Genomic DNA, 25,892 nt, shown 5'->3' with positions numbered 1-25,892 from the left:
GTTGTCGGTCCCACATGCCATCCTTCAGTTATGCCGATCTGGGGGCAGACGCCCGACCACAGCCCCAAGTGGGTGGTGGTTGACCTGGAGACTTCCGGTTTTCAGCCGGGTCGGGCGCGTGTCATCAGCGTCGCGGCACTGGCACTGGATGCGGACGGGACCATCACGGACAGCGTGGTGAGCCTGCTCAATCCGGGCGTTGATCCGGGTCCGACGCATGTCCATGGGCTCACCCCGGAGATGTTGGAGGGCCAGCCGGAGTTTTCCGATGTCGTCCCCGATCTCATCGCGCTCCTGCGGGGACGCACGCTGGTGGCCCACAATGTCGGCTTTGACTATTCGTTCCTGGCGGCCGAGGCCGAGCTTGCCGGTGCCGAGCTGCCCACCGACGCCGTGATGTGCACCGTCGAGCTGACCCGGCGTCTGGACCTGGATACTCCGAACCTGCGTCTGGAAACCCTTGCGGCGCACTGGGGTGTCGAGCAACTCAAGGCCCACGACGCCTACGACGATGCCCGAGTGCTGGCCGAGGTACTGCCGAAGGTGCTCGAACGGGCGCGGGAACGCGGCACCTGGCTGCCGATTCGCGAGACCACCCGCAAGCGTTGGCCCAATGGCCGGGTCACCCACGATGAGCTGCGCCCGCTCAAGACCCTGGCATCTCGCCAACCGTGTCACTGGCTCAACCCCGGTCCGTACACCGCGGGACAACCGCTGGTGCAGGGCATGCGTGTGGCCCTCAGCTCCGAGGTCACCCGCACGCACGAGGAGCTGGTCGAGCAGATCATGCAGGCCGGACTCGCCTATGCCGATACCGTCGACGAGGACACCTCGGTGGTGCTCTGCAATCAGGCAAACCCCGAGCAGGGTAAGGGATTTCATGCACGGTCGCTCGGTGTGCCGTTGCTGGATGACGAGACATTCATGACCGAGGTGCGACGCGTTGTGGGTGGCACCGATATCGAACAATTCGCGATTCCCAGCCGCGCCGGAGCACAGTACTCGCTGTTTTGATGAGCCCAGCCTGATGCGTCGAATCCTCTATGTAGTGCTGACGGTTGTGCTGCTCGTCAGCGGGTGCGGGAATCACTCGGCCATCACTGCCGCGGACCTGGACGCGCAGACTGCCACCACACTGGACACCGCCATCAACGAGGTGCTGACGAGCACCGCGGTCCCGGGCGCGATCGTCGGGGTGTGGGGGCCCAAGGGCAAGTACGTGCGGACCTTCGGCGTCGCGAACACCACAACCCGCGCGCCGATGCAGACCGACTTCTTTCACCGGATCGGCAGTGTCACAAAGACCTTCACGGTGACGGCGGTGCTGCAACTCGTCGACGAGGGCAAGCTCGGACTCGACGATCCGGTTGCCAAGTACATCGACAAGGTCCCGAACGGTAACAAGATCACCCTGCGGCAGCTTGCCCGGATGCAGAGCGGGCTCTTCAACTATTCGATGTCGCTGGCCTTCAACCGCGACCTGGAGACCGATCCACGGCGCCGGTACAGCACCCAGCAGCTGCTCGACTACGCGTTCGCGCAGCCGCCCAATTTCCCGGCGGGGCAGGGCTACGAATACAGCAATACCAACGCCGTGCTGCTGGGGCAGGTGGTGGAGAAGGTCAGCGGGCAGACGCTGCCCGCGTTTGTGCGCGAACACATCACGGAGCCGCTCGGCATGAGCCACACCAGCTTTCCGGATACCAATACCCTTCCCGATCCGCACGCCCAGGGCTACACCCAGCTGACCCCCGCCGGGCCGCTCACCGATAGCACCGACTGGAGCCCGTCGTGGGCGTCGTGGGCGGGTGCCATGATTTCGACGCTCGATGACCTACGGATCTGGGTGCCCGCGTTGGCGACCGGCGCGCTGCTCAAACCCGCCACCCAGGAACAGCGACTCGATGCGACGGCGATGCCTCCGGTGCCCGACGATATCCGTTATGGCCTGGGTATTTTCGATGCCCGGGGGTGGATCGGTCACAACGGCAGCATTCCGGGCTATCAGACGCTCGCCATCTACTCGCCGGCCGAACAGACCACGGTGGTGGCACTGCTCAACACCGATGTGGCCAAGCAGCCCGCGCAGCCCAGCACGCTGTTCGGCACGGCGATCACCAAGGTGATCAGCCCGGAGCATGTGTTCCTGCTGGAGAACGCGATTCCGCAGCCGCGCTGATCAGGCGCGAGGTTGATCAGGCGTAGGGCAGCAGTGCCATCTCGCGCGCGTTCTTGATCGCGGTGGCGACCTGACGCTGCTGTTGCACGGTCAGGCCCGTCACGCGGCGCGACCGAATCTTGCCGCGCTCGGACACGAACAGTCGCAGGGTGTTGGTGTCCTTGTAGTCGACCGTCTTAAGGCCAAGCTTGGCAAAGAGATTCGGCTTGGCGGGCTTGGTGTCGACAAGTTTGGCGCGACGATTGCGCGTGGGCTTGGTGGCCATCACCAGCTCGCTTTCCGCACGCCGGGCAGCGACCCGTCGTGCACTAGTTCACGGACACGTACTCGGGACAGGCCGAACTTGCGCAGGTAACCGCGCGGCCGGCCATCGACGGCGTCGCGGTTGCGCAGCCGGACCGCACTGGCATCGCGGGGCTGACGGTTCAGCTCGGATTGCGCGGCGACGCGCTGCTCGTGGCTGCTGGCCGGCGAGCGGATGATCTCCTTGAGCTCGGCTCGTCGCTCGGCGTAACGCGCGACGAGGGCGCGGCGTTGTTCGTTCTTGGCGATCTTTGATTTCTTGGCCATCTCAGCGCTCCTCGCGGAAATCGACGTGCTTGCGCACCACTGGGTCGTATTTGCGCAGCACCATCCGGTCCGGGTCGTTGCGCCGGTTCTTGCGGGTGACGTACGTGTAGCCGGTGCCCGCGGTTGACCGCAGCTTCACAATGGGGCGAGTTTCGTTGCGTGCCATCAGAACTTCCGTCCTTGCGCGCGCAGCCGGGCCACCACGGCCTCGATCCCGTCACGGTCGATGACCTTGATGCCCTTGGCGCTCACCCGGAGCTTGATGCGCCGATCCTCAGAGGGCAGGTAGTAGGTCTTCAGCTGGATGTTGGGCGACCAGCGGCGACGGGTGCGGCGATGCGAATGCGATACCGCGTTGCCGAAGCCCGGTGACCGTCCGGTCACCTCGCAATGTGCGGACAAGGGAACTCCATTCATACCCATTTGATAATGGGAATCATTTTCGACAAGTGCTGTCCGGGACTGTACCGTGAAGGCGGTACTAATGAAAATCGTTTGCATTTAGCTGCACAAGGGCTGGAAAAGGGAGATTCATGCGCACGCCGGTGCTACTCGTGTCCGGGCAGACCGATACCGATGCGGTCGTGCAGGTCATGGCGCGCGACCCGGGAACGGTCGTCGTCACGCACCGGTTTGACGGGCACATCGTCAAGCGGTCCGTCACGGGTGTCCGCGGTATCTCCGAAACCGTTCTGGAGCTGGCTCATGGCTGTGTGTCGTGCACGGTCCGCGACGATCTACTCGTCCTGTTGCGCAAGCTGCATCGCCGTGACGATGTGGGCAGGATCGTGCTGCACCTGGAGCCATGGTTGGAGGCGGACCCGATCTGCTGGGCGATCAACTCCGTGCCCGTTCGGGTGGGGCCGGGATTCGTCGATGGACCGGCGGCGCGCGATGTCGAGATCGCCGGCGTGGTCTGCTGCGTCGACAGCGCGCACTGGCTGGAGCAGGCGCTCAGTGACGACGAACTCCCGGATGGCCGGACGTTGGCGCAAGTGGTGATCGGTCAGGCGGAGTTCGCCGACGTGCTGCTGGTGCGCAATCCCGAACCCGAGGTGCTGTCGGTGTTGCGGCGCCTGGCACCGCGCGCGCGGATCACCGCACGCACCGGCCGCGTCGAGCAGGCCCTTGACCATCTGGAAGTCGACGCGCGACGTGGCCGGGCCGATGACCCGCACGGCGCGTTGCTCGCCGGGCAGCCTTCCCTGGTCGCCGACGGTCGCGTCGCGCTGGTCGAATTCAACGCGCGCAGGCCCTTTCATCCGCAACGGCTACATGCCGCTATCGACATGCTGCTGGACGGTGTGATCCGCACCCGCGGCCGGCTCTGGCTGGCGACCCAGGACAAGCAGGCGATGTGGCTGGAGTCCGCCGGCGGTGGGCTCAGGGTATCGGCCGCCGGAAAGTGGCTGGCAGCAATGAATTCGATCGAAGCGCAGCGGACCGACCCGGAGCGCAGGGCATTCGCCGACCTCATGTGGGACTACCGGTTCGGCGATCGCCATAGTGCGATGACTGTCTTGGTGTGCGGTGCCGACACCGTCGAGGTGCTCGACGCATTGCGGGGTGCGCTGCTTACCGACGATGAAATGGCAAGCCCCGCAGAGTGGGACGAGTTTGACGACCCATTCGGTGACTGGCATGAGGATCCATGCGAGCACGCGTCCGAGGTTGAGGCATTCCTTTCCTACGGCGAACACAACACAGAAGGGAACCACTGATGAAACCCGGAATTCACCCCGACTATCACCCAGTCATCTTCCAGGACACCACCACCGGCAAGATGTTCCTGACTCGCTCGACGGCGACGAGCACGCGCACCGCCGAGTGGGAGGGCCAGGAGTATCCGCTGATCACTGCCGAGGTGACCGCGGACTCCCATCCCTTCTGGACAGGCGATCGCCGGATCGTCGACACCGCCGGTCAGGTGGAGAAGTTCCGACGCCGGTACGGGACTCGCTAACCGAATCGAGTGCGAGCCTGACGCGGAAACTCGACTAAGAGTCCGCGCCAGGCTCGCGTTCGACGTGAGCGCTAGCGGGTACGAGCAGCACGGTTGACCGCCGACACCACGGCCCGCAGCGAGGCCGTGGTGATTGACGGGGCGATACCGACACCCCAGACCGTCTGGGCCTCACCGCCATTGGGGCCTACGACCATGGCCTCCACGTAAGCGGCGGCCTGGGCGTCGTCACCCGCGCTCAGGGCGTGCTCGGAGTAGTCCAGGACGTTGACGGTGTAGCCCACGGTCGACAGCGCATCCACAAACGCGGCCAACGGGCCGTTGCCCGTGCCATGGACTTCGGTTTCCTTGCCATCGATCTTCACCACGGCGGCAATGGAATCCGTGCCGCCATCCTCTTCGGAGGCGGTCACCTTCTGACGGATGCGCTCCAGCGGGGTGATCGGTGCCAGGTACTCCTCGGCGAAGACGTCCCAGATCTCCTTGGGGTTCACCTCGCCGCCCTCGCCGTCGGTGATGCGCTGGATCGACTGCGCGAACTCGATCTGCAGACGGCGCGGCAGCACCAGTCCATGATCGGACTTCATGATGTAGGCGACGCCGCCCTTGCCGGACTGCGAGTTGACGCGGATCACGGCCTCGTAGCTGCGGCCGACATCCTTGGGATCGATGGGCAGGTACGGCACCTGCCACAGGATGTCGTCGATATCCGAATCTGCTTCGTCCGCATCGCGTTTCATCTGATCCAGGCCCTTGTTGATGGCGTCCTGGTGGCTGCCCGAGAAGGCGGTGTAGACCAGGTCGCCGCCGTACGGGTGTCGCTCGGGGACCTTCAGCTGGTTGCAGTACTCGACGGTGTGCCGGATCTCGTCGATGTTCGAGAAGTCGATCTGCGGATCGACACCGCGGCTGAACAGGTTCAGCCCCAGCGTCACCAGGCAGACGTTTCCGGTGCGCTCGCCGTTGCCGAACAGGCAGCCCTCGATGCGATCCGCACCCGCCTGGAAGCCCAATTCGGCTGCCGCGACGGCCGTTCCACGGTCGTTGTGCGGGTGCAAGCTCAGGATCACCGAGTCGCGGCGCGCCAGGTTGCGGCTCATCCACTCGATGGAGTCGGCGTACACGTTGGGGGTCGTCATCTCCACTGTCGACGGCAGGTTGAAGATGATCGGGTTCGCCGGTGTCGGCTCGATGATGTCGCCGACGGCGTTGCACACCTCCAGCGCGTACTGCAGTTCGGTGCCGGTGTAGGACTCGGGGGAGTATTGGAAACGCCAGTGCGTGTCAGGGTATTTCGCGGCTTCTTCGACACACTTGTGTGCACCGTCGGTGGCGATCTTCTTGATCGCGTCCTTGTCACCGCGGAACACCACGCGCCGCTGCAGGATCGAGGTCGAGTTGTAGAAGTGCACGATCACCCTGGATGCGCCCTCGCACGCCAGGAAGGTCCGCTCGATCAGCTCCGGACGGCACTGCGTCAGCACCTGGATCGTGACGTCTTCGGGAATGGCGTTCTCGCTGATCAGTTCGCGGATGAAGTCGAAGTCGGTCTGGCTGGCCGACGGGAAACCGACCTCGATCTCCTTGAAGCCCATCCGGATCTGCAGATCGAACATCCGGCGCTTGCGGGCCGGGCTCATCGGATCGATCAGCGCCTGGTTGCCGTCGCGCAGATCGACGGCTCCCCACTGCGGCGCGCGGGTGATCACCTTGTCGGGCCAGGTACGGTCCGGCAGTTCGATCTTCTCGACCTCGGCGGCGAAGGATCGGTACCGGTGTACCGGCATCGAACTGTTCTTCTGGGTGTTCCAGGCAGGCTGGTCGGCCGGAATGGGCCCGTTCGGGGTGACGACGCTGCGGGGGGTGTAGTTGAACTCGTCTGAGGAAAAGCTAGTCATGGGAAGGCTCCGGGAGTTTGAGGGTTATCTCGACCGGCACGCCAACAACCCGCGACAGGAAGCCGGTCTGGATCAGACCCTGTCGCGGCGTCGGAGGAGGAGCGTCCGCTGCATAGGACGGGACTCTACCAGCCGCGGGAAGCCCGCTCATCTGGCAAGCTCGCAGAGCATGTGGGTACGCAGGGGGATGGCAGCGCTGGCGATTCTGCTGGTGGCCACCGGCTGCACGCGCACCGTCACCGGGCAGGCGCGGGGAGTCGAACCCGGGCCCGGAGCCGACTCCTTCTTTCAGGGGGATCAGCCGGATTACGGCCAGAAGCTGAATGCTCAGGAGAAGGCGACTCTCACTTATGCGCGCGCGCTGCGGCGTGTGGACCCTTGCGGCTTCGCGGCCGGCCTCAAGGAGTACGGCGACCCGGGACAGGTCGTCGGCGACTTTCAGATGTGTTATGCCAGTGTGAAGGTTACGGGCGCCCCCAACCCCACCGAGGTGTCCTACGAGTACTCGATGCAGGACAAGCGCGACACCGTCGCCGCGTTCCGGGTGGGGTCTGTCCCGGTTTATGCGACGGGGGAGGAGTGCGAGTACGAGATCCCTCTTGGTCTGGAGCGGCTACCTGGAGCACCGTCGAGCCCCACGCTGCAAGCGATGTTGTCGGTCTCTGCGTACCTCTATGGGTCGGACGAGCACTCGGATCCGGACTGCCGAGTCGGCAAGCAAGTGGTGACGTCGATTGCCAAGCAGGTTCCCTCGGGATTGCAGCCGCGTTCGGCGCTGAGCGCCTACCCGATCAAACTGGCCGAGCGTGATCCGTGCGAGATCCTCAGGGAATACCCCGGTCAGGCGCACGAGGTGTCGATCGACCTGCTGGGAGATCCCTTCGGTTGCGACTTCTCGCTCTCGGATTCCGATATCGACTACACCGTGCAGCTCACGAGCAGTGTGGACGACTTTCCGGATGAGTACACCAAATCCAAGCGTGATGGCGTGACGTACTTCCACAATGAGGACCCGTCGCAGCCAACGGGCTGTCATGCTCTGGCTTTAGTTGGAGATCCATTGTACCCCAAAGATATTGGTGGTGGCGCGGCGAATACCGACGCCGACGCCTACTTCCCTGCCGTTGTCGCCAGCGCCTTCACCGGACGGGACCGGAAGGACTGCGGGCACATGCGGGAGATTCTCGACAAGGCGGTGCGGTTATTCGCAAACTCCGCTCGGTAGTGCTGCTTATCGCCACGGTGTGGGCGATCGGGGCGTGCTCCACCGTTGTTTCCGGTATTGCGACCGGACGTCTGTCCGCGCCGACCGGCCAGACGTTGTTCGAGGGTCCGGTGCCCACCTACGGTCAGACCTTCACGGAGAAGCAGACCGCGCTGCTGGCCTACCTGCGGGCGCTACGTCGGGTCGACCCTTGCGGTCTTCTGTTGATGCTGAAGGACATTGGTGCGCCCACGTACATTTCCGGAGATGTAGGGGGTTGCTTCGGATCCGTCAAGGTCGCGGGTTCGGCGAGTCCGTCGAGCGTGGGGCTGTCGCTGATATTGGGCGACTACTCGCGGGAGAAGCCCGAATTCAGGGTCGATGGGACGCCGGTCTTTCACACCGCGGGCACCTGTCTGTACGAGTTTCCGATCGCCTTGGACAAGCTGCCGAATGCGCCGAAGTTGACCAGGGGGGCGGGCACGCCGGCACTGCGGGTCGTGGTCGTCGACGGTGCACGGAGCGGGCTGGTGCCGAACTGCACAATGGCACAACCCGTTATCGGTGTGCTGGCCAAGATGAACCCCGCCGATATGCCCGTGCGTGATGCGTTGAGCGCGTATCCGATCAAGATTGCCGAACGCGATCCGTGTGAGATTCTCGGTGAGTATCCGGGTCAGGCGAACGAGGTGAGACAGTCGCTCTTCGGTGATCCGTACGCGTGCCGATTCTCTTTGCAAGACAATGATGCTCAGTTCGAGCTGACCTTCAGAACCGGCGTCGATCCGCCGTCGAGATTGCGCCGGGAAATCCGCGACGGTGTCGAATACTTCCATGGCCGCGACGGCAGCATGTGCACCAGCATGGTGCGCCTGGGCAAGCCGCTGTACGCCCGGGACGTTCCGGGCGGCGCGATCCAGGAGAGCAGTACTCCCGAGCGGGTTTTCATCGAGGTGCTCACCTTCTCGCTGAAGAACAGCGACTGCAGGTCCACCCACGAGATGATCGACAAGGCGGTACGGATCTTCCGCGGTTCGTTCGACTGAGGCGCGAGCCACGACACCATGGCGGAATGGATACCGACGAGAGGTGGGACGCACCACCATGCGCGCGGTCAGCGCGGAGGCAGGTGTCCCGTTGGGGACTCTTCAGTACGTCTTTCCCAGTAAACAGGGTCTGCTCAAGGCCGTCATCGGGGACGTCGTCAACTAGCCGCCGTACGCGTTCCCCCAGCGCTCGACGAAGGCGATATCGCTGAGTGCCGGGCGCTGCCGGGGAGCGTGGTCGCGTTCGACTGTCGATTCCTCAGCGTCCGCGTAGCTGTCCAGGACAGGTCCGATCGCGACGACCGCGATGGGCCGCACGTGCTCGGGAATGTTGAACACGGTAGAGGCCTCCTCCACCCGGAAGCCCGCCATCGGATGGGTGTGCAACCCGTGGGATCGGGCCTCGACGCCTAATTGGGCGATAGCGAGCCCGGCGTCCACGGCGGCGTAGACCGCGGTGTTGTCGTCGTCACCCAGGTCGGTGCCCACTAGGACGAGTGCCGCCGCAACTTTCGCGTAAGAGTTTCCGCGATTCAGCACGTTGGCGAGGGCCTCATGGGTCGCCTCCCCGCGGCGTCCTACGATGTATCTGACCGGGAAGCGCTTACCCCAGCTCGCCGCCCAGCGACCCGCTTCGAGCAGCGCTGTCAGGGTTTCGGGAGCGAGGCTCGCGTCCGGATCGAAGTTTCGCGGACTCCACCGTGAGGCGATCAACGGCTGAATCGGAACCGCGGTGTCAGCAATGCGTTCGGTGGGGTTGCCCATGAGGGCCAGGTTATCGAGTTGTCCGACCCACTATCCTGATGACCGAGGTCGGACCGACCTTGACCGAACTGCAGGAAGGTATGCCGTGGCGCTCGTCGTCCAAAAGTACGGCGGATCGTCGGTCGCAACGGCCGAGCGTATCCGCAGGGTCGCTGAGCGCATCGTCGAGACAAAAAAGAATGGCAACGATGTTGTCGTCGTTGTTTCGGCGATGGGTGACACCACCGACGAGCTGCTTGACCTGGCCCAACAGGTCTGCCCGGCACCCCCGCCCCGTGAGCTGGACATGCTGCTGACCGCGGGCGAGCGGATGTCCAATGCCCTGGTCGCGATGGCCATTCACTCGCTGGGGGCCTCGGCGCGTTCGTTTACCGGCTCGCAGGCCGGCGTCATCACCACCGGCAGGCACGGCAGCGCCAAGATCATCGACGTCACCCCCGGCCGGTTGCGTTCCGCCCTCGACGAGGGCCAAGTGGTGCTGGTCGCCGGATTCCAGGGCGTGAGCCAGGACAGCAAGGATGTCACCACGCTCGGACGCGGTGGTTCCGATACCACCGCCGTCGCGCTGGCAGCCGCTCTGAAGGCCGATGTCTGCGAGATCTACACAGACGTCGACGGGGTTTTCACCGCTGATCCGCGGATAGTGCCGAATGCGGCCCGGCTCGACAAGGTCAGTTTCGAGGAAATGCTGGAAATGGCGGCAGCGGGAGCAAAGGTGCTCATGTTGCGCTGTGTGGAATACGCCCGGCGATACAACGTTCCGGTTCACGTGCGCTCGTCGTACACCGACAAGCCGGGCACCATCGTCAGCGGATCAATGGAGGACATTCCTGTGGAAGAAGCGATTCTCACCGGTGTCGCACACGATCGTGGCGAGGCCAAGGTCACCGTTGTCGGAATCCCCGACGTGCCGGGCTATGCCGCCAAGGTCTTTCGTGCCGTGGCCGATGCCGAGATCAATATCGACATGGTGCTGCAGAACATCTCCAAGGTCGAGGACGGCAAGACCGACATCACCTTCACCTGCCCCAAGGAGAACGGGCCCACCGCGGTCGAAAAGCTGGACTCACTGAAGAACGAGATCGGCTTCTCGCAGGTGCTCTACGACGATCACATTGGCAAGGTATCGCTGGTGGGCGCGGGTATGCGTAGCCACCCAGGCGTTACTGCAGGGTTCTGCGAGGCGCTGGCCAAGGCCGGGGTCAACATCGAACTCATCTCCACCTCCGAGATCCGGATCTCGGTGCTGGTCAAGGACGATGAGCTGGATACCGCGGTCAAGGCCATCCACGATGCCTTCGAGCTCGGCGGCGAAGAGGAAGCCACCGTGTACGGAGGCACTGGACGATGAGGCGAGCGCAGCGACGGGGGATCCAGGCATGACCTCCATCGGCGTCGTCGGTGCCACCGGTCAGGTGGGCGCCGTGATGCGTCAATTGTTAGAGGAGCGCGAATTTCCGGCCTCTTCGGTGCGCTTCTTCGCGTCGGCACGCTCCGAGGGCAAGAAGCTGACGTTCCGCGGCCAGGAGATCGAGGTCGAGAACACCGAGACGGCCGACCCGACGGGCATCGACATCGCGTTGTTCTCCGCCGGGGCCACCATGTCGCGGGTACAGGCCCCGCGCTTCGCCGGGGCCGGCGTCACCGTCATCGACAACTCGTCGGCCTGGCGCAAGGACCCGGACGTGCCGTTGGTGGTGTCGGAGGTTAACTTCGACCGGGATGTGCGCGGGCTGAAACTGCCCAAAGGCATTATCGCCAACCCGAATTGCACGACCATGGCCGCGATGCCGGTTTTGAAGGTGCTGCACGACGCGGCCGGGCTTACCCGGCTCATTGTGTCGACCTATCAGGCGGTATCGGGTAGCGGCTTGGCCGGCGTGGAGGAATTGGCCACCCAGGTGCGTGCCGGTATCGACGGCAGTGAGCAGCTGGTGCACGACGGTTCCGCCGTCACCTTCCCCGATCCGGTGAAATACGTTGCACCCATTGCCTTCAACGTGATCCCGCTGGCCGGCTCATTGGTTGACGACGGCTCCGGCGAGACCGACGAAGACCAGAAGCTGCGCAACGAGAGCCGCAAGATCCTGGGCATTCCCGAGCTGCTGGTGAGCGGAACCTGCGTGCGAGTGCCGGTCTTCACCGGACACTCGCTGTCGATCAACGCCGAATTCGAGCGCGAGCTGACCCCGGCACAGGCCAGGGAACTGCTCGGCGCGGCGGCGGGAGTCACTCTTGCTGACGTGCCAACGCCTTTGGCTGCGGCGGGTGCCGACGACTCCCTGGTGGGGCGCATCCGCCAGGATCCGGGCGTTCCCGGCAATCGTGGTCTGGCACTTTTTATCTCCGGAGACAACCTTCGGAAGGGTGCGGCGCTCAACACGATTCAGATCGCCGAACTACTCGTCGCGAGCTGACTCACGGGAGGTTCACAGGGTTTTCCTGCGGAGGGTCCAGGCTTATCGAGTCATTCTCGAAGCATGACAAATGCAGAGAAACCCGAAAACCCAACCGAACCGGTTCCTACCGTGCCGCCGGTTGTCGCCGCCGGGCCGTCACCTAAGAAGGCCCGCAATGTCGGCAAGGTGCTGTCCATCGCGACGGTGGCCGCAGGCGGTGCCTGTGTCCTTGCCGCCACCTTCGGCGCCGGATTGGCCGTAGGTGCGCATACCCATCACCACGGTGAGCACCGGGACCGCGCGGCCATGATGTTCCAGCGAGGCGGGCCAGATGGTGGCCAGCCACGCGGTGGCGGCGACTGGAACAGGGACCGTGACCGTGATTGGAACGGTGACCATGGTCGTGATTGGGGGCGCGACAGAGATCGCGGTGGACACGGAGACCGTGATCAGCGCGGCGATCGTGACAGCGACAATCCCGCCAACCCGGGGTGGCAGCGCACGCCTCCCACGGGACAGCCCCCGGGCTTGACGATTACGGTTCCGCCGGGGCCGGGCGCCGCGTCGCCGTTGCATCCGTAGTCGGCCCATCGCGACCTGCTCGCGGTGCCACTGACTACCCTGTGAGCTTTGGGGCTCGGTGGCACCGTGCGGTGCTGGACAGGAGATGCGCGTGCGGCTGGTTGCGGTCTTGGTAACCGCCGCGTCGCTGGTTGTCTCCGAATTACTGGGCGGCACTTTGGCATTGGCCGACCCGCTGCGGCCTGCTGCGCCGCTGCTCGATCCCGGTGAGGTGGCGCGCATCGGGCCGATCGCGGGCACCGGGACGGCTACCGCCGAATACAACCTCGGCGCGACCGATCTGTGCGAGTTCATGGTCTTCACCGGCGGCATGCTGCAGATCTGCGGCGACAGCTTCGCCGGCCAGGGAGTGGGATACGGCGGCTGGCATTCCCCGGTCGCGTTGCGCGTCGACACCGAGACGGTGCCGGGCGCATCCGGTGTCCGGCACTCCGGTGTGCTGGGCACCGACCGTCCGCTGTTGGCGGATCCGGCTCCCCCGGGGTTCTCTCAGCTGCCCTCGGGCGTTGTCGACATCAACGGGACCAACTGGTTGTTGGTGGCCGTCACCAAGAATCTGATTCCGCAGTCGACCCGGCTGGTGAAACCCGACCCGTTCCGGGCGGGCTGGGCGACCGTGCCCGGGTCGGTGCGTCCGGGTGATTACGCGGGTGGCCAGCAGACACAGATCAGCGGCTACTACGACCCGCTGTGGACCCAGGAGTCGCCGAAGGGCTGGGTGTACATCGTCAGCGACGCGTTTGATCGCTCCCGGCCCGCGGTGCTGTACCGGGCCAAGCCGGACACCTTTACCGACCGTGCGACCTGGCAGGGGTGGGGCGTGGACGCACAAGGCAGGGGAGCCTGGGGCCGTCTCCCGACGCCCTTGTGGGGAGACCATCTGGGTGAGATGAGCATGAAAATGGTCGACGGGCAGGCGGTGCTGTCCTACTTCAACCAGACCACTGGCAACGTCGAGGTGCGGGTGGCGGACAGCCCCACGCGGCTCGGTGCGGTACCGGTGACGACGGTGGTCAATGCGGGGGCGTGGCCGGCCGTCGCCGACGAATTACCGGAGTCTTGGGACAACACCTTGGCCCAGCCCTACGGCGGCTACATCGGTCCGGACTCCACGCTGGATCGGCTCAGCATCTACGTCAGTCAGTGGAACACCGATTCGCGCGACCATGCCCCCTATCGGGTGATCGAATTCGCGGTGAACCCGCTGCGGGTCGGTGTGGGCTAACTAACACTCACTTGTTACCAGAGTTGTCGACGCCCGTATGGCTGCTGGTTACGATGGCCATTAATGATTGCTAGCGGAACCTTGATCGACATCGCCGCCGATGATTGGATAACCGGTGGGCAGGGTTCGCGTACCGTCGTTTCTGTGGACGCTGAGGAGCTGGCAACCCGCGCAAGCGAGGCGCTGGCGTCCGGAGACGATAGCGAGGCGATGCGTCTCGCCAACGATGCGTTGGAGCTCGAGCACAAAAATGCGCGGTCATGGCGGATCTTGGCCTACTGCCTCGGCAGCATGGGACGACATTTCGATGCGATCGATTGCGCGCTTTCCGCAGTCCGATACGGCAGCCGTGACGCCATCAATCACTACACCCACGCATGGACTCTCAACGCTGCCAGCAAACCAAACGAGGCGCTGGCAGCGATCGATGAAGCGCTCGATATCGATCCCGAATTCGCCGATGCGCTCGCGCTGCGTGCGGTGATCCGCAACGAGTTGGGTGATCGTGCCGGGGCCATCGACGATATGCGCAGGGCGCGGTCGCTCTAGTCGGCCACGCGCCGTCAGTCCTCGAACGCGTGCCGCTTGAGGAAATAGTCGATCAGGGCGTTGACCTCGTCGGGGCGTTCCAGCGCCGCCAGATGCCCGGTGTTCTCCATGATCACGAATTCCGCCGCGGGAATCGCTTCGGCCATGAGCTCGGTCTCGGCGACGGGAAAGGTCGGATCCTCACGCCCGGCGACAACGAGGACGGGCGTGGTGATGCGTCCGAACAGCTCACGTTGATCGGGCCGGGCGGGAACCACGCTGTTGACCGCCCAGTACACCGAGTCGACGTTGAGATCGCCCAGTTCCGCGCGGATGGCCTGCTCGACGTGGGGGCGCTCGCGCAGGATGGTGGGCCCCACAAAGGCTTTGACGGCGCGGGTGGCGAAGGGTTCGCGGAACCTGCCGAGAATCCGGACTATCTCGGTGAGTAGCCGAAATTCGACCTTCTGGCGTGTACTGGCCGGTGACGCCGTGGCGTTCATCAACACCGATGCTCCGGCCCGGTGCGGATAGAGGGCGGCGAAAGTTCCGCCGATCATTCCGCCCCAGGAGTTGCCGACGACGTGGGCCCGCTCAATGCCCAAGGAGTCGAGTATTTGTTCGATGCTGTGCGCGCAGTCCTCGAATCGGAACATGCGGTGCAGCGACTGACTGTCACCGTGGCCGGGCGGGTCGACGAGGATCACGGTGTAGCGATCGGCGAAGTATCGCGCCTGGTCGGCCCACATGGACCCGGTCATCAGCAGGCTGGGCCAAAAGAGGATGGCAGGCCCTTGGCCGGCGACCCTCACGTGCAGCCCGCCCAGGCAGCTTTGGATATATCGGTCGTGCAATGCGGCGCCGCCCATGCGCAGCAGGCTAGCGGCTGTGGGCAGCTGACAGGGAGGAACTGCAGAATGTGGGACATGCTCACCGCGCGCCTGTTGCCGCCTCTGCTGCTGATTTGCTCGAACGTCTTCATGACTTTCGCCTGGTACGGGCATCTCAAGTTCAAGGATCAACCGTTGTGGCTGGTCGTACTGGTCAGCTGGCTCATCGCATTCTTTGAGTACTGCCTCGCGGTTCCCGCGAATCGCCTTGGCAGCGAGGTGTATTCGGGCGCCGAACTCAAGGCGATGCAAGAAGTCATCACCTTGACGGTGTTTCTCGGCTTCGCGGTGTGGTACCTGGGGGAGAAACTCACGCTGAATCACCTGGTGGGGTTCGTGCTGATCGCCGCCGGCGCCTATTTCGTCTTCAACGGCCCTTTCGGGTAATTAAGCCATTTCTTGACTCATTCCAGAAAAGGCGCATACTGGTGGAGTGACCGCAGTACAGCCCCTCGCCCCAGACGCAGCGTTGCGCCGGGCGGGACTGCGTGTCACCGCTCCGCGCGTTGCGGTTCTGAACGCGATTGCGGCCCATCCGCATTCGACCGCGGACATCATCGCGATGGTGGTGCGTGCCGATCTTGGGAAGGTGTCCACGCAGGCCGTCTATGACGTGCTCAAGGCCTGTGTCAGTGCCGGGCTGGTGCGACGTATCGAGCCGGCAGGTTCCGCGGCGCTTTTCGAAACGCGTATCGGCGATAACCATCACCATCTGGTCTGCCGCTGTTGCGGTGCTGTCACCGATGTGGACTGCGCCGTTGGGCATGCGCCGTGCCTGGAGCCGTCACATACCGCGGGGTTCGTGGTCGACGAGGCCGAAATCGTCTTCTGGGGGCTATGCCCCGAATGTCAGCCCGATTAGTTCAGCCCAGTTAGTCAGGTATCGAGGAGGTTTTCATGTCCATCCGAACAACCACGAACACTGGAATCGCAGTGGAGAGCGACGACGAGTCGTTGACCGCAGGCATCCAGGGCCCGGTTCTGCTGCACGACCACTATCTGATCGAAAAGCTTGCGCAATTCAACAGGGAACGTGTTCCCGAGCGCATCGTGCACGCCAAGGGTGCCGGTGCATACGGGGAGCTCGTTGTCACCGCCGACGTGTCGAAATACACCAAGGCCAAGCTGTTTCAACCGGGCGTGAAAACAGAGTCACTGGTTCGTTTTTCGACGGTGGCCGGGGAACAGGGGAGCCCCGACACCTGGCGTGACCCGCGGGGTTTTGCCATCAAGTTCTACACCGAGGACGGCAACTACGATCTTGTCGGCAACAACACCCCCGTCTTTTTCATTCGTGATGCCATCAAGTTCCCGGACTTCATCCGCTCGCAGAAGCGGTTGCCGGGATCAGGGTTGCGGGACCACAACATGCAGTGGGACTTCTGGACGCTGCGTCCCGAGACGGCACACCAGGTCACCTGGTTGATGGGCGATCGCGGGATCCCGAAGAACTACCGCCACATGAATGGATACGGTTCGCACACCTATCAGTGGGTCAATGCCGAGGGCGAGCGCTTCTGGGTGAAGTACCACTTCCGGACGGATCAAGGTCAGGATTTCCTGACCCAGCAGGAGGCGGACGCACTCGCCGGATCTGACGCCGATGCGCATCGTCGCGATCTGTGGGACGCGATCGAGCAAGGCAATTTTCCGAGCTGGACCCTGCACGTGCAGATCATGCCGGTGGACGAGGCTCAGGGATACCGATTCAACCCGTTCGATCTGACGAAGGTCTGGTCCAAGAAGGATTACCCGCTGATCGAGGTTGGCAAGTGGACGCTCAATCGCAACCCACGCAACTATTTCGTCGACATCGAGCAGGCCGCCTTCGAACCGTCGAATATCGTTCCGGGAATTGGCTTCTCGCCCGACAAGATGCTACTCGGCCGGGTCTTTGCCTACGCCGACGCGCATCGGTACCGGATTGGCACCAACTACGCGCAGTTGCCGCCCAACGAAGCGCGGGCCGCGACCGTGAACTCCTACTCCAAGGAGGGCGCGATGCGGTACCACTTCAATGATCCCGAGGTTCCGGTATACGCCCCCAACTCCTTTGGCGGTCCGCATGCGGATCCGCAGGCTGCGGGCGACGGCGGCGCATGGGATTTCGACGGCACCGCGGTGCGTGCCGGGTACATCCAGCATGCCGAGGACGGCGACTTCGTCCAGGCCGGAACCTTGGTGCGTGAGGTGCTGAACGACGATCAGCGCGCGCGTCTGGTGAGTAATATCGTCGGCCACGTGCTGGGCGGCGTCAGCGAACCTGTGCTGTCCCGGGTGTTCGAATACTGGAAGAACGTCGACGCCGAGCTGGGCAAGGCCGTCGAAGAGGGTGTTCGCGCCGGGCTTGACGGTCAGTAGGCAGTTCGTGGATGACGCCGGTTCTCTCCAAGGGGGCCGGCGTCATCCGTATGCTGGTCGTATGTCCAATGAGGCCGTCTACACCGCAGAAGCCACGTCGACCGGGGGAGGTCGTGACGGGCATGTCCGCTCGTCGGATGGCCGGATAGATCTTGACACTCGAATTCCAAAGTCGATGGGCGGCAACGGAGAAGGCACCAACCCCGAGCAGCTGTTCGCGGCCGGGTATTCGGCGTGCTTCTTGAGTGCGCTCAATCTGGTTGCCCGGATGGCGAAGGTGCAGCTTGATCCCGCGACATCGATTACCGCCAAGGTGGGGATCTTCAAGACCCCCGAGGGTGGTTTCGATCTGTCGGCCGAGCTGGACGGGTACCTTCCCGGGCTGTCGCAGGAGGTCGCCGACGACCTGTTGGAGCAGGCTCACGAGGTGTGCCCGTACTCCAACGCCACCCGCGGCAACATCGAGGTGACGGTCAAGGCGCGCATCTGATGCGAGCTCTTGTCGTCATGGGGGTGTCGGCGATTGCGCTGGCGTTCGCGCCCTCCGCGCTGGCGGTCGGCCCCGAGGTATTGGATAGCGTTCTGCAGAGCCCCGCAACGGTCAGCACGTTGGTCGGGACAGAACTGCAAGCCACGCGCACCCTCGATGCCCCGACGGGCGGCGTTGAGCTCAGCGAGCCCAACTGTGTGGACTTCGCCGAGGTCGGTCTGGATCAGGTGTTCAATGGAAACCAGGGAACGCTCGTTGCGTTCCGGGGCCAGCTCGCGCAGAAGTCCGGATCGGATGCGCGGTATTCGGTGCGACAGGCCGTGGGTGTGTTCAACAGCCCCACGGCGGCCGTCGACCCGGTGGTGGCGTTGCTGTTCATGTCGGACTGCTACGGGCACCCGATCAAGATCACCGATGACCAAGGTGTCACGGACACATGGACATTCACCGAGGGGAGTTCCGGCGGTGGTGCGGCCGGCTGGTCGATGACCAATAGTGCCAACGACCGCAGCTGCTATGTCCAAATGCGGGCGCGACACGAGGTTATGTTCCAGGTGAAGGTGTGCTCGCCAAGGAACGGGGAACGCGCCGCGAACCGTATCGCCGACGCGATGGAAGCTGGTTTGTGATGGGAATGGCTCGGATTACGCTGATTTCGGCGGTAGCCGCCGCCCTGGGTCTGACATCGGCCCCGGTTTCGGGTGCCGGTCCGTCAGATCCGGGCGTCGTCAACTATGCCGTGCTCGCCCGTGGATCCGTAAGTAATGTCATTGGCTCGCAACTGGGTTCGCACAGCGAGTTCACACAGCCATTTCAGGCGTTCTCGGTGGACATCCCGGTGTGTAACAACTGGTCAGATATCGGGCTTGACGAGGTCTACGCCGACCCGGATTTGGCCTCGTTCCGCGGGGCGACGACACAGGACTCCGCCACGGATGCAACGCATTTGGTGAAGCAGGCGATTGGGGTTTTCGCCAACAACGATGCCGCCGACCGCGCGTTCCATCGGGTGGTGGATCGCACCCAAGGGTGTTCCGGGCAGACCGCTACGTTGATTCTGGACGACGGCCGGCGCGAGGTGTGGACATTCACCGGCCCGGCGGCCGGCGCGTCGGATGCCGCATGGGTGAAGGAAGAGGCGGGCGTTGACCGCCGCTGCTTCAACCAGACTCGCAGGCGCGAGAACGTGCTGCTGCAGGCGAAGGTCTGCCAGCCGGGCAATGGCAGCCTCGCAGTGAACGTGCTTGCCAACACCATGCAGAACGGCCTGGGCCAGTAGAAGATTGGCCCAGGCCGCTACCACTCGACTCGTTGTTTAGACCGAGGCGGCCTCGTTGAGCTCATTGAGCGTGTTGGTGGCTTCCAGGTACTCCTGCACCCAACGCTCGATAACGGTGGCCGACTTCTCGACCTTGGTGAACTGCCCGACGACCTGACCGATCGGGTTGAACGCGACGTCGATCGTCTGATCCGGGAACTTGTGCGTGGCAGCCACTGCCATGCCGGAAACCATGTATTGCAGCGGCATTCCCAACGGCTCGGGGTTGCCCTCGGTCTGCCAGGCCTCGGTCCAGTCGTTCTTGAGCATGCGGCAGGGCTTGCCGGTGAAGGACCGGCTGCGCACGGTGTCGCGGCTGGTGGCCTTGGCGTAGGTTTCCTGCTGCACCGCGGTGTTCTCGGCCTCTTCAACCATGAGCCACTGCGAGCCGCTCCATGCACCCTGCGCGCCCATGGCCAGCGCCGCGGCGATCTGGTACCCGCTACCGATACCTCCGGCTGCCAGTACCGGCACGGGGGCGATCTCCTTGACGACCTGCGGCCACAGCACGATCGAGCCGACCTCGCCGCAGTGACCACCGCCCTCGCCGCCCTGGGCGATGACAATGTCCACCCCGGCGTCGGCATGCTTGCGGGCCTGCTTGGGCGAACCGCACAGCGCCGCGACCTTGCGGCCGGCGTCGTGGATGTGCTTGATCATCTCGGCCGGGGGCGTGCCCAGCGCGTTGGCGATCAGCGTCATCTTGGGGTGGCGCAGCGCGATCTCCACCTGCGGTGTCGCGGTGGCCTCGGTCCAGCCCAGCAGCTGCAGGGCGTTGTCGTTGCCCTCCTCGATGGGCACGCCGTGGTCGGTCAGCAGCTTGCGGCCGAAATCGAGGTGCTCCTGCGGGACCATCGACTGCAGCATCGTGGTCAGTTCCTCGGCCGACATGTTGGCGTCCATGCCCTCGTACTTGTTGGGGATGACGATGTCGACGCCGTAGGTGTGGTCACCGATGTGCTCGTCGATCCAGTTGAGCTCGATCTCGAGCTGTTCGGGGGTGAATCCGACGGCACCCAGCACGCCGAAGCCACCGGCCTTGCTCACCGCGACCACGACGTCGCGACAGTGGGTGAAGGCGAAAATCGGGAACTCGATGCCGAGCTCGTCGCAGATAGGGGTATGCATTGCCGCTCCTGTAGGGGTGATGGGGCGCATCGAAAAACTGGAACGTGTTCTAGTTTAGATGAGGTCCTGCACGCGCCGGTAGTGGCTTCCCTACACTCACGCTGACCTAATCGCACGAGCCGGGAGTAGCCAGCGCATGTTTCCGCATATGGGAGTGCCGGACGCGGCCAATACCGCCTGGGTGCTGACGAGTGCCGCATTGGTGCTGCTGATGACCCCGGCACTGGCCTTCTTCTACGGCGGCATGGTGCGCGCCAAGAGCGTCCTCAACATGATGATGATGTGCTTCTCGGCCGTCGCCGTGGTGTGGGTGCTCTGGGTGGCCTTTGGCTACTCGATGGCGTTCGGCACCGACATCGGTGGCGGCCTGCTCGGCGATCCCTTCCAGTTCGCGGGGTTGCAGCACCTGTTCGAGGGCGACTACAAGGCGTCCTCGGTGCCGCTGTGGGGGCCGACGAACATCCCGGCGCTGGTGTTCGTCATGTTCCAGGCCGGATTCGCCATGGTGACCGTGGCGCTCATCGCGGGCGCGGTGGCCGACCGTATGCGCTTCCTTCCATGGATCGCCTTCACGGGACTGTGGGCGACCCTGGTGTACTTCCCGGTCGCGCACTGGGTGTTCGCGGTGGAAGGCACCACCGCCGACAAGGGCGGATGGCTCGCTAACCTGGGTGTCCTCGACTTCGCCGGCGGTACCGCCGTGGAGATCAACTCGGGTGCCGCGGGTTTGGCGCTGGCCGTGGTCCTCGGTAAGCGGCGTGGATGGCCGCGTGAGGCGATGCGCCCGCATAACCTGCCTGCCGTCATGCTGGGCGCCGGACTGTTGTGGTTCGGCTGGTTCGGTTTCAATGCCGGATCGGCGTTGGCTGCCGACGGCACGGCCGCGCTGGTCATCGCCAATACCCTGGGTGCGGGCGCGATATCGATGGCGAGCTGGCTGCTGGTCGAAAAGATCCGGCATGGCAAGCCGACCTCTTTCGGCGCGGCCTCGGGCGTCGTGGCGGGGCTGGTGGCCATCACACCCTCGTGTGCGGCGGTTACCCCGATTGGCGCGTTGGTGATCGGCGCCGTTACCGGTGCGGTCAGCTCCCTTGCCATTGAGCTGAAATACCGACTGGGATACGACGATTCGCTCGACGTTGTGGGCGTGCACCTGGTTGGTGGCGTGGTCGGCACGTTGATGATCGGTGTGGTTGGTAGCGCCGCGGCGCCTGCGGGTGTCAACGGGCTGCTGTACGGCGGTGGGCTGCATCAGTTCTGGCTGCAACTTGTCGCTGTCGTCACGGTGCTGGTCTACTCGGTGGTGGTGACCGGGCTCATCGGGATGAGCTTGCGGCATTCCCTGGGCATCCGATCGCACCCGCAGCACGAGTCCGACGGTCTCGACGACGCCGAACATGCGGAATCGGCCTACGAGCTGGCCACCACACGCGGTGGTGGTCTCATCAACCCTGGGCGTTGAACCTGCCGATTCCAGGCAGGAAACGCCCGACCCGGGTTCCGTATTCGCGATAGGCCACGCCGTGCGCCGCGAGCAGGTAGGGCTCCTCGACGGCGCGCACCTGCAGCTCGATGGATGTCGCAAGTAGGGCAAAGCCACTGAAAGCCAAGGGGTTCGGCGTCATCAACACCGCCCCGGCGGCGAACGTCAGCATTGCGGTGAAGATCGGATTGCGTACCCATCCGAAGACGCCGGTGCTCACCAATGTGGTGGTCTCCCGGGTATCGACACCCACCCGCCAGGATTCGCCCATCGTTTGTTGCGCGCCGATCGTCGCGACGATTCCCGTCACCGCCAGCGCGATTCCGGCAACGTGGACCGGCCGGTTGTCAAGGGCGGCAAGGGGGCTGACGAGTCCGGTCAGCTGCAGAATGGGCGCGAGCAGTGTGACAGCTATCGCGGCGATGAATCCCATGCCCGCAAGCCATTCACGTGAACCCGGGCTGCCGTGGAATCCGCGGAACCCGGTGGACCCTGTCGCACGCCACTGGCGATAGCTCTTCCAGCCAAGCCCGGCCGCGATGAAGACCAGATACAGGACGAGCGCTGCCATGGCCATGGACACCCCTCTCTATCAATGCATACATTCGCATAGAACAATATATGAGCGCAAGTGTCAACACCCCGAGTGAGCCGGGCAGGGGCGGTGTCTACTCGTCTAGCGGGACCACAGCCGCCACATACTTGTCGCGCCGTCGTATCCACGTGCGCGCTCCGCGGCCTCGGCCACGGTCTTGCCTGCGGTCAGCTCGTAGAAGAACAGCACCGCGACAAGAAACGCGGCATGCCCGTCGGGTGCTTCTTGTGGCGCGAAGTAGCCGCCCGCGCCGGCATCCAGGAACGCATCCGCGAGTTCTGGACTCCCCGTTTCGCACCCGATGGATACCACGAAACTTCCGTTGAGCCGCAGGTGCCGGCGTACCTCGTCGGGCCCCAGCAGTCCGGTGAACGGTTGCTCGGAAGCTATCGGTTCGCCAAGCTCGGGGAGCAGGATCCGGCCCTCGTCGCCGTGGCAGCCCAGGATCACAAAGGGCGCGATCTGCCGGGCACTTCCCAGTGCCGCGACAATGTGACGGGACTGCCCGATGGGGTGATAGTGCACCCTGATCCCGAACTCCTCCAAGGCATCCCGCAAAGGCCGGGCAGAGGAATCGTCGATGTCGACGAGGTCGACCTCCGTCCACGTCAGCGCGCCCCCGACCACATCATCGATTCGGGACTGTGACATACGTGGCAGCGTAGACCTTCGGTGCCGAAGCGGGCCAGTGAGTTTTGGTTCGAACGCCACCGAAAGATGCTGCGATAAAACCGGTCTCGGGTAGCCTCGATGCGTGCCTGACACCGACGGCCTCATCGTCTGCGGCGAGACCTTGGTCGACGTGCTATCGGCCGGCGATGGGCTCTGGCGATCGATACCGGGCGGAGGTCCGTACAACACCGCGATCACGGCGGCCAAGCTCGGCACACGGACCGCTCTTCTCACGCAGGTATCTCGCGACGCCTTCGGGCGCCAATGCGTCGAAACCCTGGCCAGGGCGGGTGTCGACGAGTCATTGGTGATGCATCAGGACGTGCCCACCACCCTGGCCGTCGCGGACATCGATGAACGCGGTGTCGCCCAGTATCAGTTCTACTGGCGGGGAACAGCTAACGATGTTGTGCCACAGTCATTTCCTGATCCGGTGCGTCCTCCGGCGGCAATCTGGGCAGGGTCGATCGCCAGCGTGCTCTGGCCGGCTCGCGAGGCGCTACGGGCCTGGATCGCCGAACACTATCCGGACACTCCGCTCACCTTCGATGTCAATGTGCGACCGACGCTCATCGCCGACCGGCAGACCTATGCCGAGCGCATTGCACCATGGCTGTCCATCGCGGAAGTAGCGCGGGCCAGCACCGACGACCTTGCCTTCCTGTATCCGGGCACGTCCATCGAGGGTGCAGTGGAGGGTTGGTTCGGCGATTACCCACGCATCGACATCGCGTTGATCACCTGTGGGCAGGCGGGATCGCTGGCCTTCCGCCGGGGCGACTCATCGCCGCTGCGTATCCCGGCCCACGAGGTCACCGTTATCGACACCGTCGGCGCCGGTGACACCTACACCGGGACCTTTCTCGATGGGTTCTATCAGCGCCGGCTCGATCTGCCCGAGGCGTTGCGCCGGGCAGCGGTGGCATCGGCGCTCACCTGCACCCGACCCGGCGCGCAACCACCGGATGCCGCCGAGCTGGCCAACGAGCTGCGCCGCACCGCGTCCTAGAGTTCAATACACAACAATTGGGGCCGAGCCGAGGGGGACGCACATGCGATCGGTAGTGGGGGCATGGATGGTGGTGGTGGCGATCGTCGCCGTGCATCCCGCCGTCGCGTTCGCCGAACCGGCATCTACCGTGCCGCCGTCGGCGATCGACGGCCTGATGCTCAGCCAGCCGCAGGCCGAACGCGTGATGGGTGTGGCGCTGCCCAACGTGCAGCGGCAGAGCGCCACCTTCACGCTGGATACCGACCGGCCGGACTGCGGAAGCGTGGTGTTGGCGTCGGTGGCGAGTTACGACCGCGCCCCCTATGTGGCGGCGCATTCTCAGGCGCTGTGGGATCACCCCGGCTGGTTCACCTTGGTCGATCAGAGCGTGGCGGTCTTCAGCACCGATGATGAGGCCCGCGATTTCACCCTCAGCGAGGCCGACCGCTGGCGCAAATGCGAGAACCAGACCGTCAATGTCTCCGAACTGGCGATCGATGGTTCCACTCTCGCCTCCACCGCGGAGATCCGGCGTGTGACGCAGGTCGACAACGTCATTGCCGTGGGTTACTCACGCAATGATGCTGCGTATGCGTCGTGCCAGCACGTGCTTCTCGGAGAACGCAACGTAGCGATTGATATACGCACGTGCTCAACGGTTTCCAAGAGCAATGGTGAGCGCGCCTTTGATTTGATGAAGATCGTCGGTCCGCGGATCTGGCAGGCCTAGAAACCTACCGCGCGTCGAGGATTGACCGACGTTTGCAGGGCGGCGATCTCGGCATCCGCCTGAGTCGCCGCGAACTCGTACAGGTCGGCCATGCTCGCGGTGCTGCCCGCGATCGTGCCATCGGTCAGTCGTGCCTCACCGGAGGTGACGGTGACCGGCAGGTGGCCCAACTGATAAGCGCCATCCGGCATTCCGGCCGCACACATCGCGTCGGTGACCAGTGCGATCCGGTCGGGGCCGACAGCCGCCAGCACCATGCGGTAGATCGCGGGGTGGATGTGCACGCCGTCTGCGATAAGTTCGATGGTCACCGCCGGGCTCTCCAGGAGTGCCGGGATGGGGCCGGGTTCACGATGATGGATCGGCCTCATGGCGTTGAAGAGATGGGTAGCGACAGTCGCCCCAGCCGAAATGGCCTGCAGAGTCTGCTCATACGTCGCATCGGTATGCCCCACCGCGGCCACCACGCCCCGTGCCGTAAGCAGCTCGATGGCCGGCATCGCACCAGGAAGCTCGGGAGCGATGGTGACCATCCTGATATGCCCGGCACCGGCGTCCAGCAGTCGCTCGAGCTCGGCGAGGTCCGGGTCGCGCAGCAGTCGTGGATCGTGAGCACCGGCGTATTGCGGTGAAAGCCAGGGGCCTTCGAGGTGAATGCCGGAGATGCCCTGGGCGCCGGCCATATCGGCCAGCACCCGCACGGCATTGAGCATGTCATCGGGGGCGAGGGTCACCAGACTGGCCAGCATGCCGTCGGTGCCGTGGGACCGATGCCACGCGGCGGCAATCAGATTCGCCTCCACGTCTTCGCCGAATGAGGCACCGCCGCCGCCGTGCACGTGCATGTCGAAAAACCCGGGAGCGGTCACTGGCAC

Annotated in this window: 31 protein-coding genes and 1 pseudogene; 21 read left to right on the top strand and 11 right to left on the bottom strand. The window is 64.3% G+C overall.

Going from position 1 to position 25,892, the window contains the following annotated elements:
• Positions 1-30 precede the first annotated feature (30 nt).
• Positions 31-1,014: a DEDDh family exonuclease gene (locus BKG76_RS09445; protein WP_070937424.1), complete on the top strand. Its 984-nt coding sequence runs from the start codon at positions 31-33 to the stop codon at positions 1,012-1,014.
• Positions 1,015-1,027: 13 nt separating this feature from the next.
• The gene (locus tag BKG76_RS09440) at positions 1,028-2,179 is read left to right on the top strand and encodes a serine hydrolase domain-containing protein (RefSeq protein ID WP_070937423.1); all 1,152 of its coding nucleotides are present in this window, start codon (positions 1,028-1,030) and stop codon (positions 2,177-2,179) included.
• A gap of 16 nt (positions 2,180-2,195) precedes the next feature.
• On the opposite strand, the gene rpsR is transcribed toward BKG76_RS09440, so the two are convergent.
• Genes rpsR through rpmB form a run of 4 tightly spaced genes read right to left on the bottom strand, consistent with a single transcriptional unit; the run spans position 2,196 to position 3,151 of the window.
• Positions 2,196-2,444 carry a 30S ribosomal protein S18 gene (rpsR, locus tag BKG76_RS09435; RefSeq protein ID WP_070937422.1) on the bottom strand — a complete coding sequence of 83 codons (249 nt, stop codon included), beginning with the start codon at positions 2,442-2,444 and terminating at the stop codon, positions 2,196-2,198.
• A complete protein-coding gene (rpsN, locus tag BKG76_RS09430; protein WP_070937421.1) occupies positions 2,444-2,749 on the bottom strand; it encodes a 30S ribosomal protein S14 in 306 nt (101 codons plus the stop codon). The genes rpsR and rpsN overlap by 1 nt, the downstream gene beginning before the upstream one ends.
• Before the next feature lies 1 nt (position 2,750).
• Positions 2,751-2,915 (bottom strand): 50S ribosomal protein L33, encoded by a 165-nt coding sequence (gene rpmG / locus BKG76_RS09425; protein WP_070937420.1) that lies wholly within the window; start codon positions 2,913-2,915, stop codon positions 2,751-2,753.
• The gene (gene rpmB, locus BKG76_RS09420) at positions 2,915-3,151 is read right to left on the bottom strand and encodes a 50S ribosomal protein L28 (RefSeq protein WP_005063156.1); all 237 of its coding nucleotides are present in this window, start codon (positions 3,149-3,151) and stop codon (positions 2,915-2,917) included. The genes rpmG and rpmB overlap by 1 nt, the downstream gene beginning before the upstream one ends.
• A gap of 131 nt (positions 3,152-3,282) precedes the next feature.
• Here rpmB and mrf point away from each other — a divergent pair, with 131 nt between their 5' ends.
• On the top strand, positions 3,283-4,470 hold the full coding sequence (gene mrf / locus BKG76_RS09415; RefSeq protein WP_070937419.1) for a ribosome hibernation factor-recruiting GTPase MRF: 1,188 nt from the start codon (positions 3,283-3,285) through the stop codon (positions 4,468-4,470).
• Positions 4,470-4,712, top strand: a complete 243-nt coding sequence (locus tag BKG76_RS09410) for a type B 50S ribosomal protein L31 (RefSeq protein WP_070937418.1) — start codon at positions 4,470-4,472, stop codon at positions 4,710-4,712. The genes mrf and BKG76_RS09410 overlap by 1 nt, the downstream gene beginning before the upstream one ends.
• A 71-nt stretch (positions 4,713-4,783) precedes the next feature.
• On the opposite strand, the gene leuA is transcribed toward BKG76_RS09410, so the two are convergent.
• Entirely contained in the window at positions 4,784-6,610 is a 1,827-nt protein-coding gene (leuA, locus tag BKG76_RS09405; RefSeq protein ID WP_070937417.1) for a 2-isopropylmalate synthase, read from the bottom strand.
• A 187-nt stretch (positions 6,611-6,797) separates the two neighbouring features.
• Between leuA and BKG76_RS09400 the strand changes: the two genes are divergently transcribed.
• The 3 genes and pseudogenes from BKG76_RS09400 to BKG76_RS24340 all read left to right on the top strand — a co-directional run.
• Positions 6,798-7,835, top strand: a complete 1,038-nt coding sequence (locus tag BKG76_RS09400; protein ID WP_070937416.1) for a hypothetical protein — start codon at positions 6,798-6,800, stop codon at positions 7,833-7,835.
• A gap of 110 nt (positions 7,836-7,945) precedes the next feature.
• A complete protein-coding gene (locus tag BKG76_RS09395; protein ID WP_070939084.1) occupies positions 7,946-8,860 on the top strand; it encodes a hypothetical protein in 915 nt (304 codons plus the stop codon).
• Positions 8,832-9,023: pseudogene (locus BKG76_RS24340) on the top strand (TetR/AcrR family transcriptional regulator); the annotation flags it as partial. The gene BKG76_RS09395 and the pseudogene BKG76_RS24340, both read left to right, overlap by 29 nt.
• Here BKG76_RS24340 and BKG76_RS09390 read toward each other — a convergent pair.
• Entirely contained in the window at positions 9,023-9,625 is a 603-nt protein-coding gene (locus tag BKG76_RS09390; RefSeq protein ID WP_070937415.1) for a nitroreductase family protein, read from the bottom strand. The pseudogene BKG76_RS24340 and the gene BKG76_RS09390 overlap by 1 nt on opposite strands.
• An 85-nt stretch (positions 9,626-9,710) precedes the next feature.
• Here BKG76_RS09390 and BKG76_RS09385 point away from each other — a divergent pair, with 85 nt between their 5' ends.
• The 5 genes from BKG76_RS09385 to BKG76_RS09365 all read left to right on the top strand — a co-directional run bounded on the left by BKG76_RS09385 (position 9,711) and on the right by BKG76_RS09365 (position 14,380).
• Positions 9,711-10,976 carry an aspartate kinase gene (locus BKG76_RS09385; RefSeq protein ID WP_030095982.1) on the top strand — a complete coding sequence of 422 codons (1,266 nt, stop codon included), beginning with the start codon at positions 9,711-9,713 and terminating at the stop codon, positions 10,974-10,976.
• Between the two features lie 28 nt (positions 10,977-11,004).
• Complete coding sequence (locus BKG76_RS09380; protein WP_070937414.1) at positions 11,005-12,042, top strand: aspartate-semialdehyde dehydrogenase; 1,038 nt, start codon at positions 11,005-11,007, stop codon at positions 12,040-12,042.
• A 63-nt stretch (positions 12,043-12,105) separates the two neighbouring features.
• Positions 12,106-12,606, top strand: a complete 501-nt coding sequence (locus BKG76_RS24335) for a hypothetical protein (protein ID WP_083337986.1) — start codon at positions 12,106-12,108, stop codon at positions 12,604-12,606.
• Between the two features lie 211 nt (positions 12,607-12,817).
• Positions 12,818-13,831, top strand: a complete 1,014-nt coding sequence (locus BKG76_RS09370; protein ID WP_070939083.1) for a DUF4185 domain-containing protein — start codon at positions 12,818-12,820, stop codon at positions 13,829-13,831.
• Positions 13,832-13,894: 63 nt separating this feature from the next.
• A complete protein-coding gene (locus BKG76_RS09365; protein ID WP_070937412.1) occupies positions 13,895-14,380 on the top strand; it encodes a tetratricopeptide repeat protein in 486 nt (161 codons plus the stop codon).
• Between the two features lie 14 nt (positions 14,381-14,394).
• On the opposite strand, the gene BKG76_RS09360 is transcribed toward BKG76_RS09365, so the two are convergent.
• The gene (locus BKG76_RS09360) at positions 14,395-15,228 is read right to left on the bottom strand and encodes an alpha/beta fold hydrolase (RefSeq protein ID WP_070937411.1); all 834 of its coding nucleotides are present in this window, start codon (positions 15,226-15,228) and stop codon (positions 14,395-14,397) included.
• Between the two features lie 57 nt (positions 15,229-15,285).
• On the opposite strand from BKG76_RS09360, the gene BKG76_RS09355 reads away from it, so the two are divergent.
• From BKG76_RS09355 to BKG76_RS09330, 6 genes are all read left to right on the top strand, one after another.
• Positions 15,286-15,636: a DMT family protein gene (locus tag BKG76_RS09355; protein ID WP_070939082.1), complete on the top strand. Its 351-nt coding sequence runs from the start codon at positions 15,286-15,288 to the stop codon at positions 15,634-15,636.
• Between the two features lie 46 nt (positions 15,637-15,682).
• Positions 15,683-16,111, top strand: coding sequence for a Fur family transcriptional regulator (locus BKG76_RS09350; protein ID WP_070937410.1), 429 nt, complete (start codon positions 15,683-15,685; stop codon positions 16,109-16,111).
• Positions 16,112-16,146: 35 nt separating this feature from the next.
• Positions 16,147-17,610 (top strand): catalase, encoded by a 1,464-nt coding sequence (locus BKG76_RS09345; protein ID WP_070937409.1) that lies wholly within the window; start codon positions 16,147-16,149, stop codon positions 17,608-17,610.
• Positions 17,611-17,671: 61 nt separating this feature from the next.
• Positions 17,672-18,100: an organic hydroperoxide resistance protein gene (locus BKG76_RS09340; RefSeq protein ID WP_070939081.1), complete on the top strand. Its 429-nt coding sequence runs from the start codon at positions 17,672-17,674 to the stop codon at positions 18,098-18,100.
• Complete coding sequence (locus BKG76_RS09335; protein ID WP_070937408.1) at positions 18,100-18,729, top strand: sensor domain-containing protein; 630 nt, start codon at positions 18,100-18,102, stop codon at positions 18,727-18,729. The genes BKG76_RS09340 and BKG76_RS09335 overlap by 1 nt, the downstream gene beginning before the upstream one ends.
• A complete protein-coding gene (locus BKG76_RS09330; RefSeq protein ID WP_070937407.1) occupies positions 18,729-19,379 on the top strand; it encodes a sensor domain-containing protein in 651 nt (216 codons plus the stop codon). The genes BKG76_RS09335 and BKG76_RS09330 overlap by 1 nt, the downstream gene beginning before the upstream one ends.
• Before the next feature lie 36 nt (positions 19,380-19,415).
• Here the strand turns inward: BKG76_RS09330 and BKG76_RS09325 are convergent, their stop codons facing one another.
• Positions 19,416-20,546, bottom strand: a complete 1,131-nt coding sequence (locus BKG76_RS09325; RefSeq protein WP_070937406.1) for a nitronate monooxygenase — start codon at positions 20,544-20,546, stop codon at positions 19,416-19,418.
• Positions 20,547-20,682: 136 nt separating this feature from the next.
• Between BKG76_RS09325 and BKG76_RS09320 the strand changes: the two genes are divergently transcribed.
• A complete protein-coding gene (locus BKG76_RS09320; protein ID WP_070937405.1) occupies positions 20,683-22,008 on the top strand; it encodes an ammonium transporter in 1,326 nt (441 codons plus the stop codon).
• On the opposite strand, the gene BKG76_RS09315 is transcribed toward BKG76_RS09320, so the two are convergent.
• Positions 21,992-22,606 carry a methyltransferase family protein gene (locus BKG76_RS09315; RefSeq protein ID WP_070937404.1) on the bottom strand — a complete coding sequence of 205 codons (615 nt, stop codon included), beginning with the start codon at positions 22,604-22,606 and terminating at the stop codon, positions 21,992-21,994. The two genes, BKG76_RS09320 and BKG76_RS09315, sit on opposite strands and share 17 nt — an antisense overlap.
• A 99-nt stretch (positions 22,607-22,705) precedes the next feature.
• The gene (locus BKG76_RS09310) at positions 22,706-23,275 is read right to left on the bottom strand and encodes a hypothetical protein (protein WP_070937403.1); all 570 of its coding nucleotides are present in this window, start codon (positions 23,273-23,275) and stop codon (positions 22,706-22,708) included.
• 103 nt (positions 23,276-23,378) lie between these two features.
• Between BKG76_RS09310 and BKG76_RS09305 the strand changes: the two genes are divergently transcribed.
• Together BKG76_RS09305 and BKG76_RS09300 are read left to right on the top strand one after the other, a co-directional pair.
• Complete coding sequence (locus BKG76_RS09305; protein ID WP_070937402.1) at positions 23,379-24,305, top strand: carbohydrate kinase family protein; 927 nt, start codon at positions 23,379-23,381, stop codon at positions 24,303-24,305.
• 43 nt (positions 24,306-24,348) lie between these two features.
• Positions 24,349-25,017, top strand: a complete 669-nt coding sequence (locus BKG76_RS09300; RefSeq protein ID WP_070937401.1) for a sensor domain-containing protein — start codon at positions 24,349-24,351, stop codon at positions 25,015-25,017.
• On the opposite strand, the gene nagA is transcribed toward BKG76_RS09300, so the two are convergent.
• Positions 25,014-25,892: an N-acetylglucosamine-6-phosphate deacetylase gene (nagA, locus tag BKG76_RS09295; RefSeq protein ID WP_070937400.1), complete on the bottom strand. Its 879-nt coding sequence runs from the start codon at positions 25,890-25,892 to the stop codon at positions 25,014-25,016. The two genes, BKG76_RS09300 and nagA, sit on opposite strands and share 4 nt — an antisense overlap.

It is taken from the genome of Mycobacteroides franklinii, assembly GCF_001853795.1.
GTDB classification, from domain to species: domain Bacteria; phylum Actinomycetota; class Actinomycetes; order Mycobacteriales; family Mycobacteriaceae; genus Mycobacterium; species Mycobacterium franklinii.
The sequence above is the reverse complement of the archived record's forward strand: the minus strand, read 5'-3'. Positions and strand labels throughout refer to the sequence as shown.

Bases quoted from the DNA above. Each gene is read 5' to 3' on its own strand.
- BKG76_RS09440 (WP_070937423.1), top strand. From the start codon at position 1,028: ATGCGTCGAATCCTCTATGTAGTGCTGACGGTTGTGCTGCTCGTCAGC.
- BKG76_RS09320 (WP_070937405.1), top strand. From the start codon at position 20,683: ATGTTTCCGCATATGGGAGTGCCGGACGCGGCCAATACCGCCTGGGTG.
- BKG76_RS09360 (WP_070937411.1), bottom strand. From the start codon at position 15,228: ATGGGCGGCGCCGCATTGCACGACCGATATATCCAAAGCTGCCTGGGC.
- rpmG (WP_070937420.1), bottom strand. From the start codon at position 2,915: ATGGCACGCAACGAAACTCGCCCCATTGTGAAGCTGCGGTCAACCGCG.
- BKG76_RS09365 (WP_070937412.1), top strand. From the start codon at position 13,895: ATGATTGCTAGCGGAACCTTGATCGACATCGCCGCCGATGATTGGATA.
- BKG76_RS09400 (WP_070937416.1), top strand. From the start codon at position 6,798: ATGGCAGCGCTGGCGATTCTGCTGGTGGCCACCGGCTGCACGCGCACC.
- rpsR (WP_070937422.1), bottom strand. From the start codon at position 2,444: ATGGCCACCAAGCCCACGCGCAATCGTCGCGCCAAACTTGTCGACACC.
- BKG76_RS09315 (WP_070937404.1), bottom strand. From the start codon at position 22,606: ATGGCCATGGCAGCGCTCGTCCTGTATCTGGTCTTCATCGCGGCCGGG.
- BKG76_RS09325 (WP_070937406.1), bottom strand. From the start codon at position 20,546: ATGCATACCCCTATCTGCGACGAGCTCGGCATCGAGTTCCCGATTTTC.
- rpsN (WP_070937421.1), bottom strand. From the start codon at position 2,749: ATGGCCAAGAAATCAAAGATCGCCAAGAACGAACAACGCCGCGCCCTC.
- mrf (WP_070937419.1), top strand. From the start codon at position 3,283: ATGCGCACGCCGGTGCTACTCGTGTCCGGGCAGACCGATACCGATGCG.
- BKG76_RS09410 (WP_070937418.1), top strand. From the start codon at position 4,470: ATGAAACCCGGAATTCACCCCGACTATCACCCAGTCATCTTCCAGGAC.
- BKG76_RS09390 (WP_070937415.1), bottom strand. From the start codon at position 9,625: ATGGGCAACCCCACCGAACGCATTGCTGACACCGCGGTTCCGATTCAG.
- leuA (WP_070937417.1), bottom strand. From the start codon at position 6,610: ATGACTAGCTTTTCCTCAGACGAGTTCAACTACACCCCCCGCAGCGTC.
- BKG76_RS24335 (WP_083337986.1), top strand. From the start codon at position 12,106: ATGACAAATGCAGAGAAACCCGAAAACCCAACCGAACCGGTTCCTACC.
- BKG76_RS09300 (WP_070937401.1), top strand. From the start codon at position 24,349: ATGCGATCGGTAGTGGGGGCATGGATGGTGGTGGTGGCGATCGTCGCC.
- BKG76_RS09355 (WP_070939082.1), top strand. From the start codon at position 15,286: ATGCTCACCGCGCGCCTGTTGCCGCCTCTGCTGCTGATTTGCTCGAAC.
- BKG76_RS09310 (WP_070937403.1), bottom strand. From the start codon at position 23,275: ATGTCACAGTCCCGAATCGATGATGTGGTCGGGGGCGCGCTGACGTGG.
- BKG76_RS09335 (WP_070937408.1), top strand. From the start codon at position 18,100: ATGCGAGCTCTTGTCGTCATGGGGGTGTCGGCGATTGCGCTGGCGTTC.
- BKG76_RS09345 (WP_070937409.1), top strand. From the start codon at position 16,147: ATGTCCATCCGAACAACCACGAACACTGGAATCGCAGTGGAGAGCGAC.
- BKG76_RS09380 (WP_070937414.1), top strand. From the start codon at position 11,005: ATGACCTCCATCGGCGTCGTCGGTGCCACCGGTCAGGTGGGCGCCGTG.
- BKG76_RS09445 (WP_070937424.1), top strand. From the start codon at position 31: ATGCCGATCTGGGGGCAGACGCCCGACCACAGCCCCAAGTGGGTGGTG.
- BKG76_RS09330 (WP_070937407.1), top strand. From the start codon at position 18,729: ATGGGAATGGCTCGGATTACGCTGATTTCGGCGGTAGCCGCCGCCCTG.
- BKG76_RS09340 (WP_070939081.1), top strand. From the start codon at position 17,672: ATGTCCAATGAGGCCGTCTACACCGCAGAAGCCACGTCGACCGGGGGA.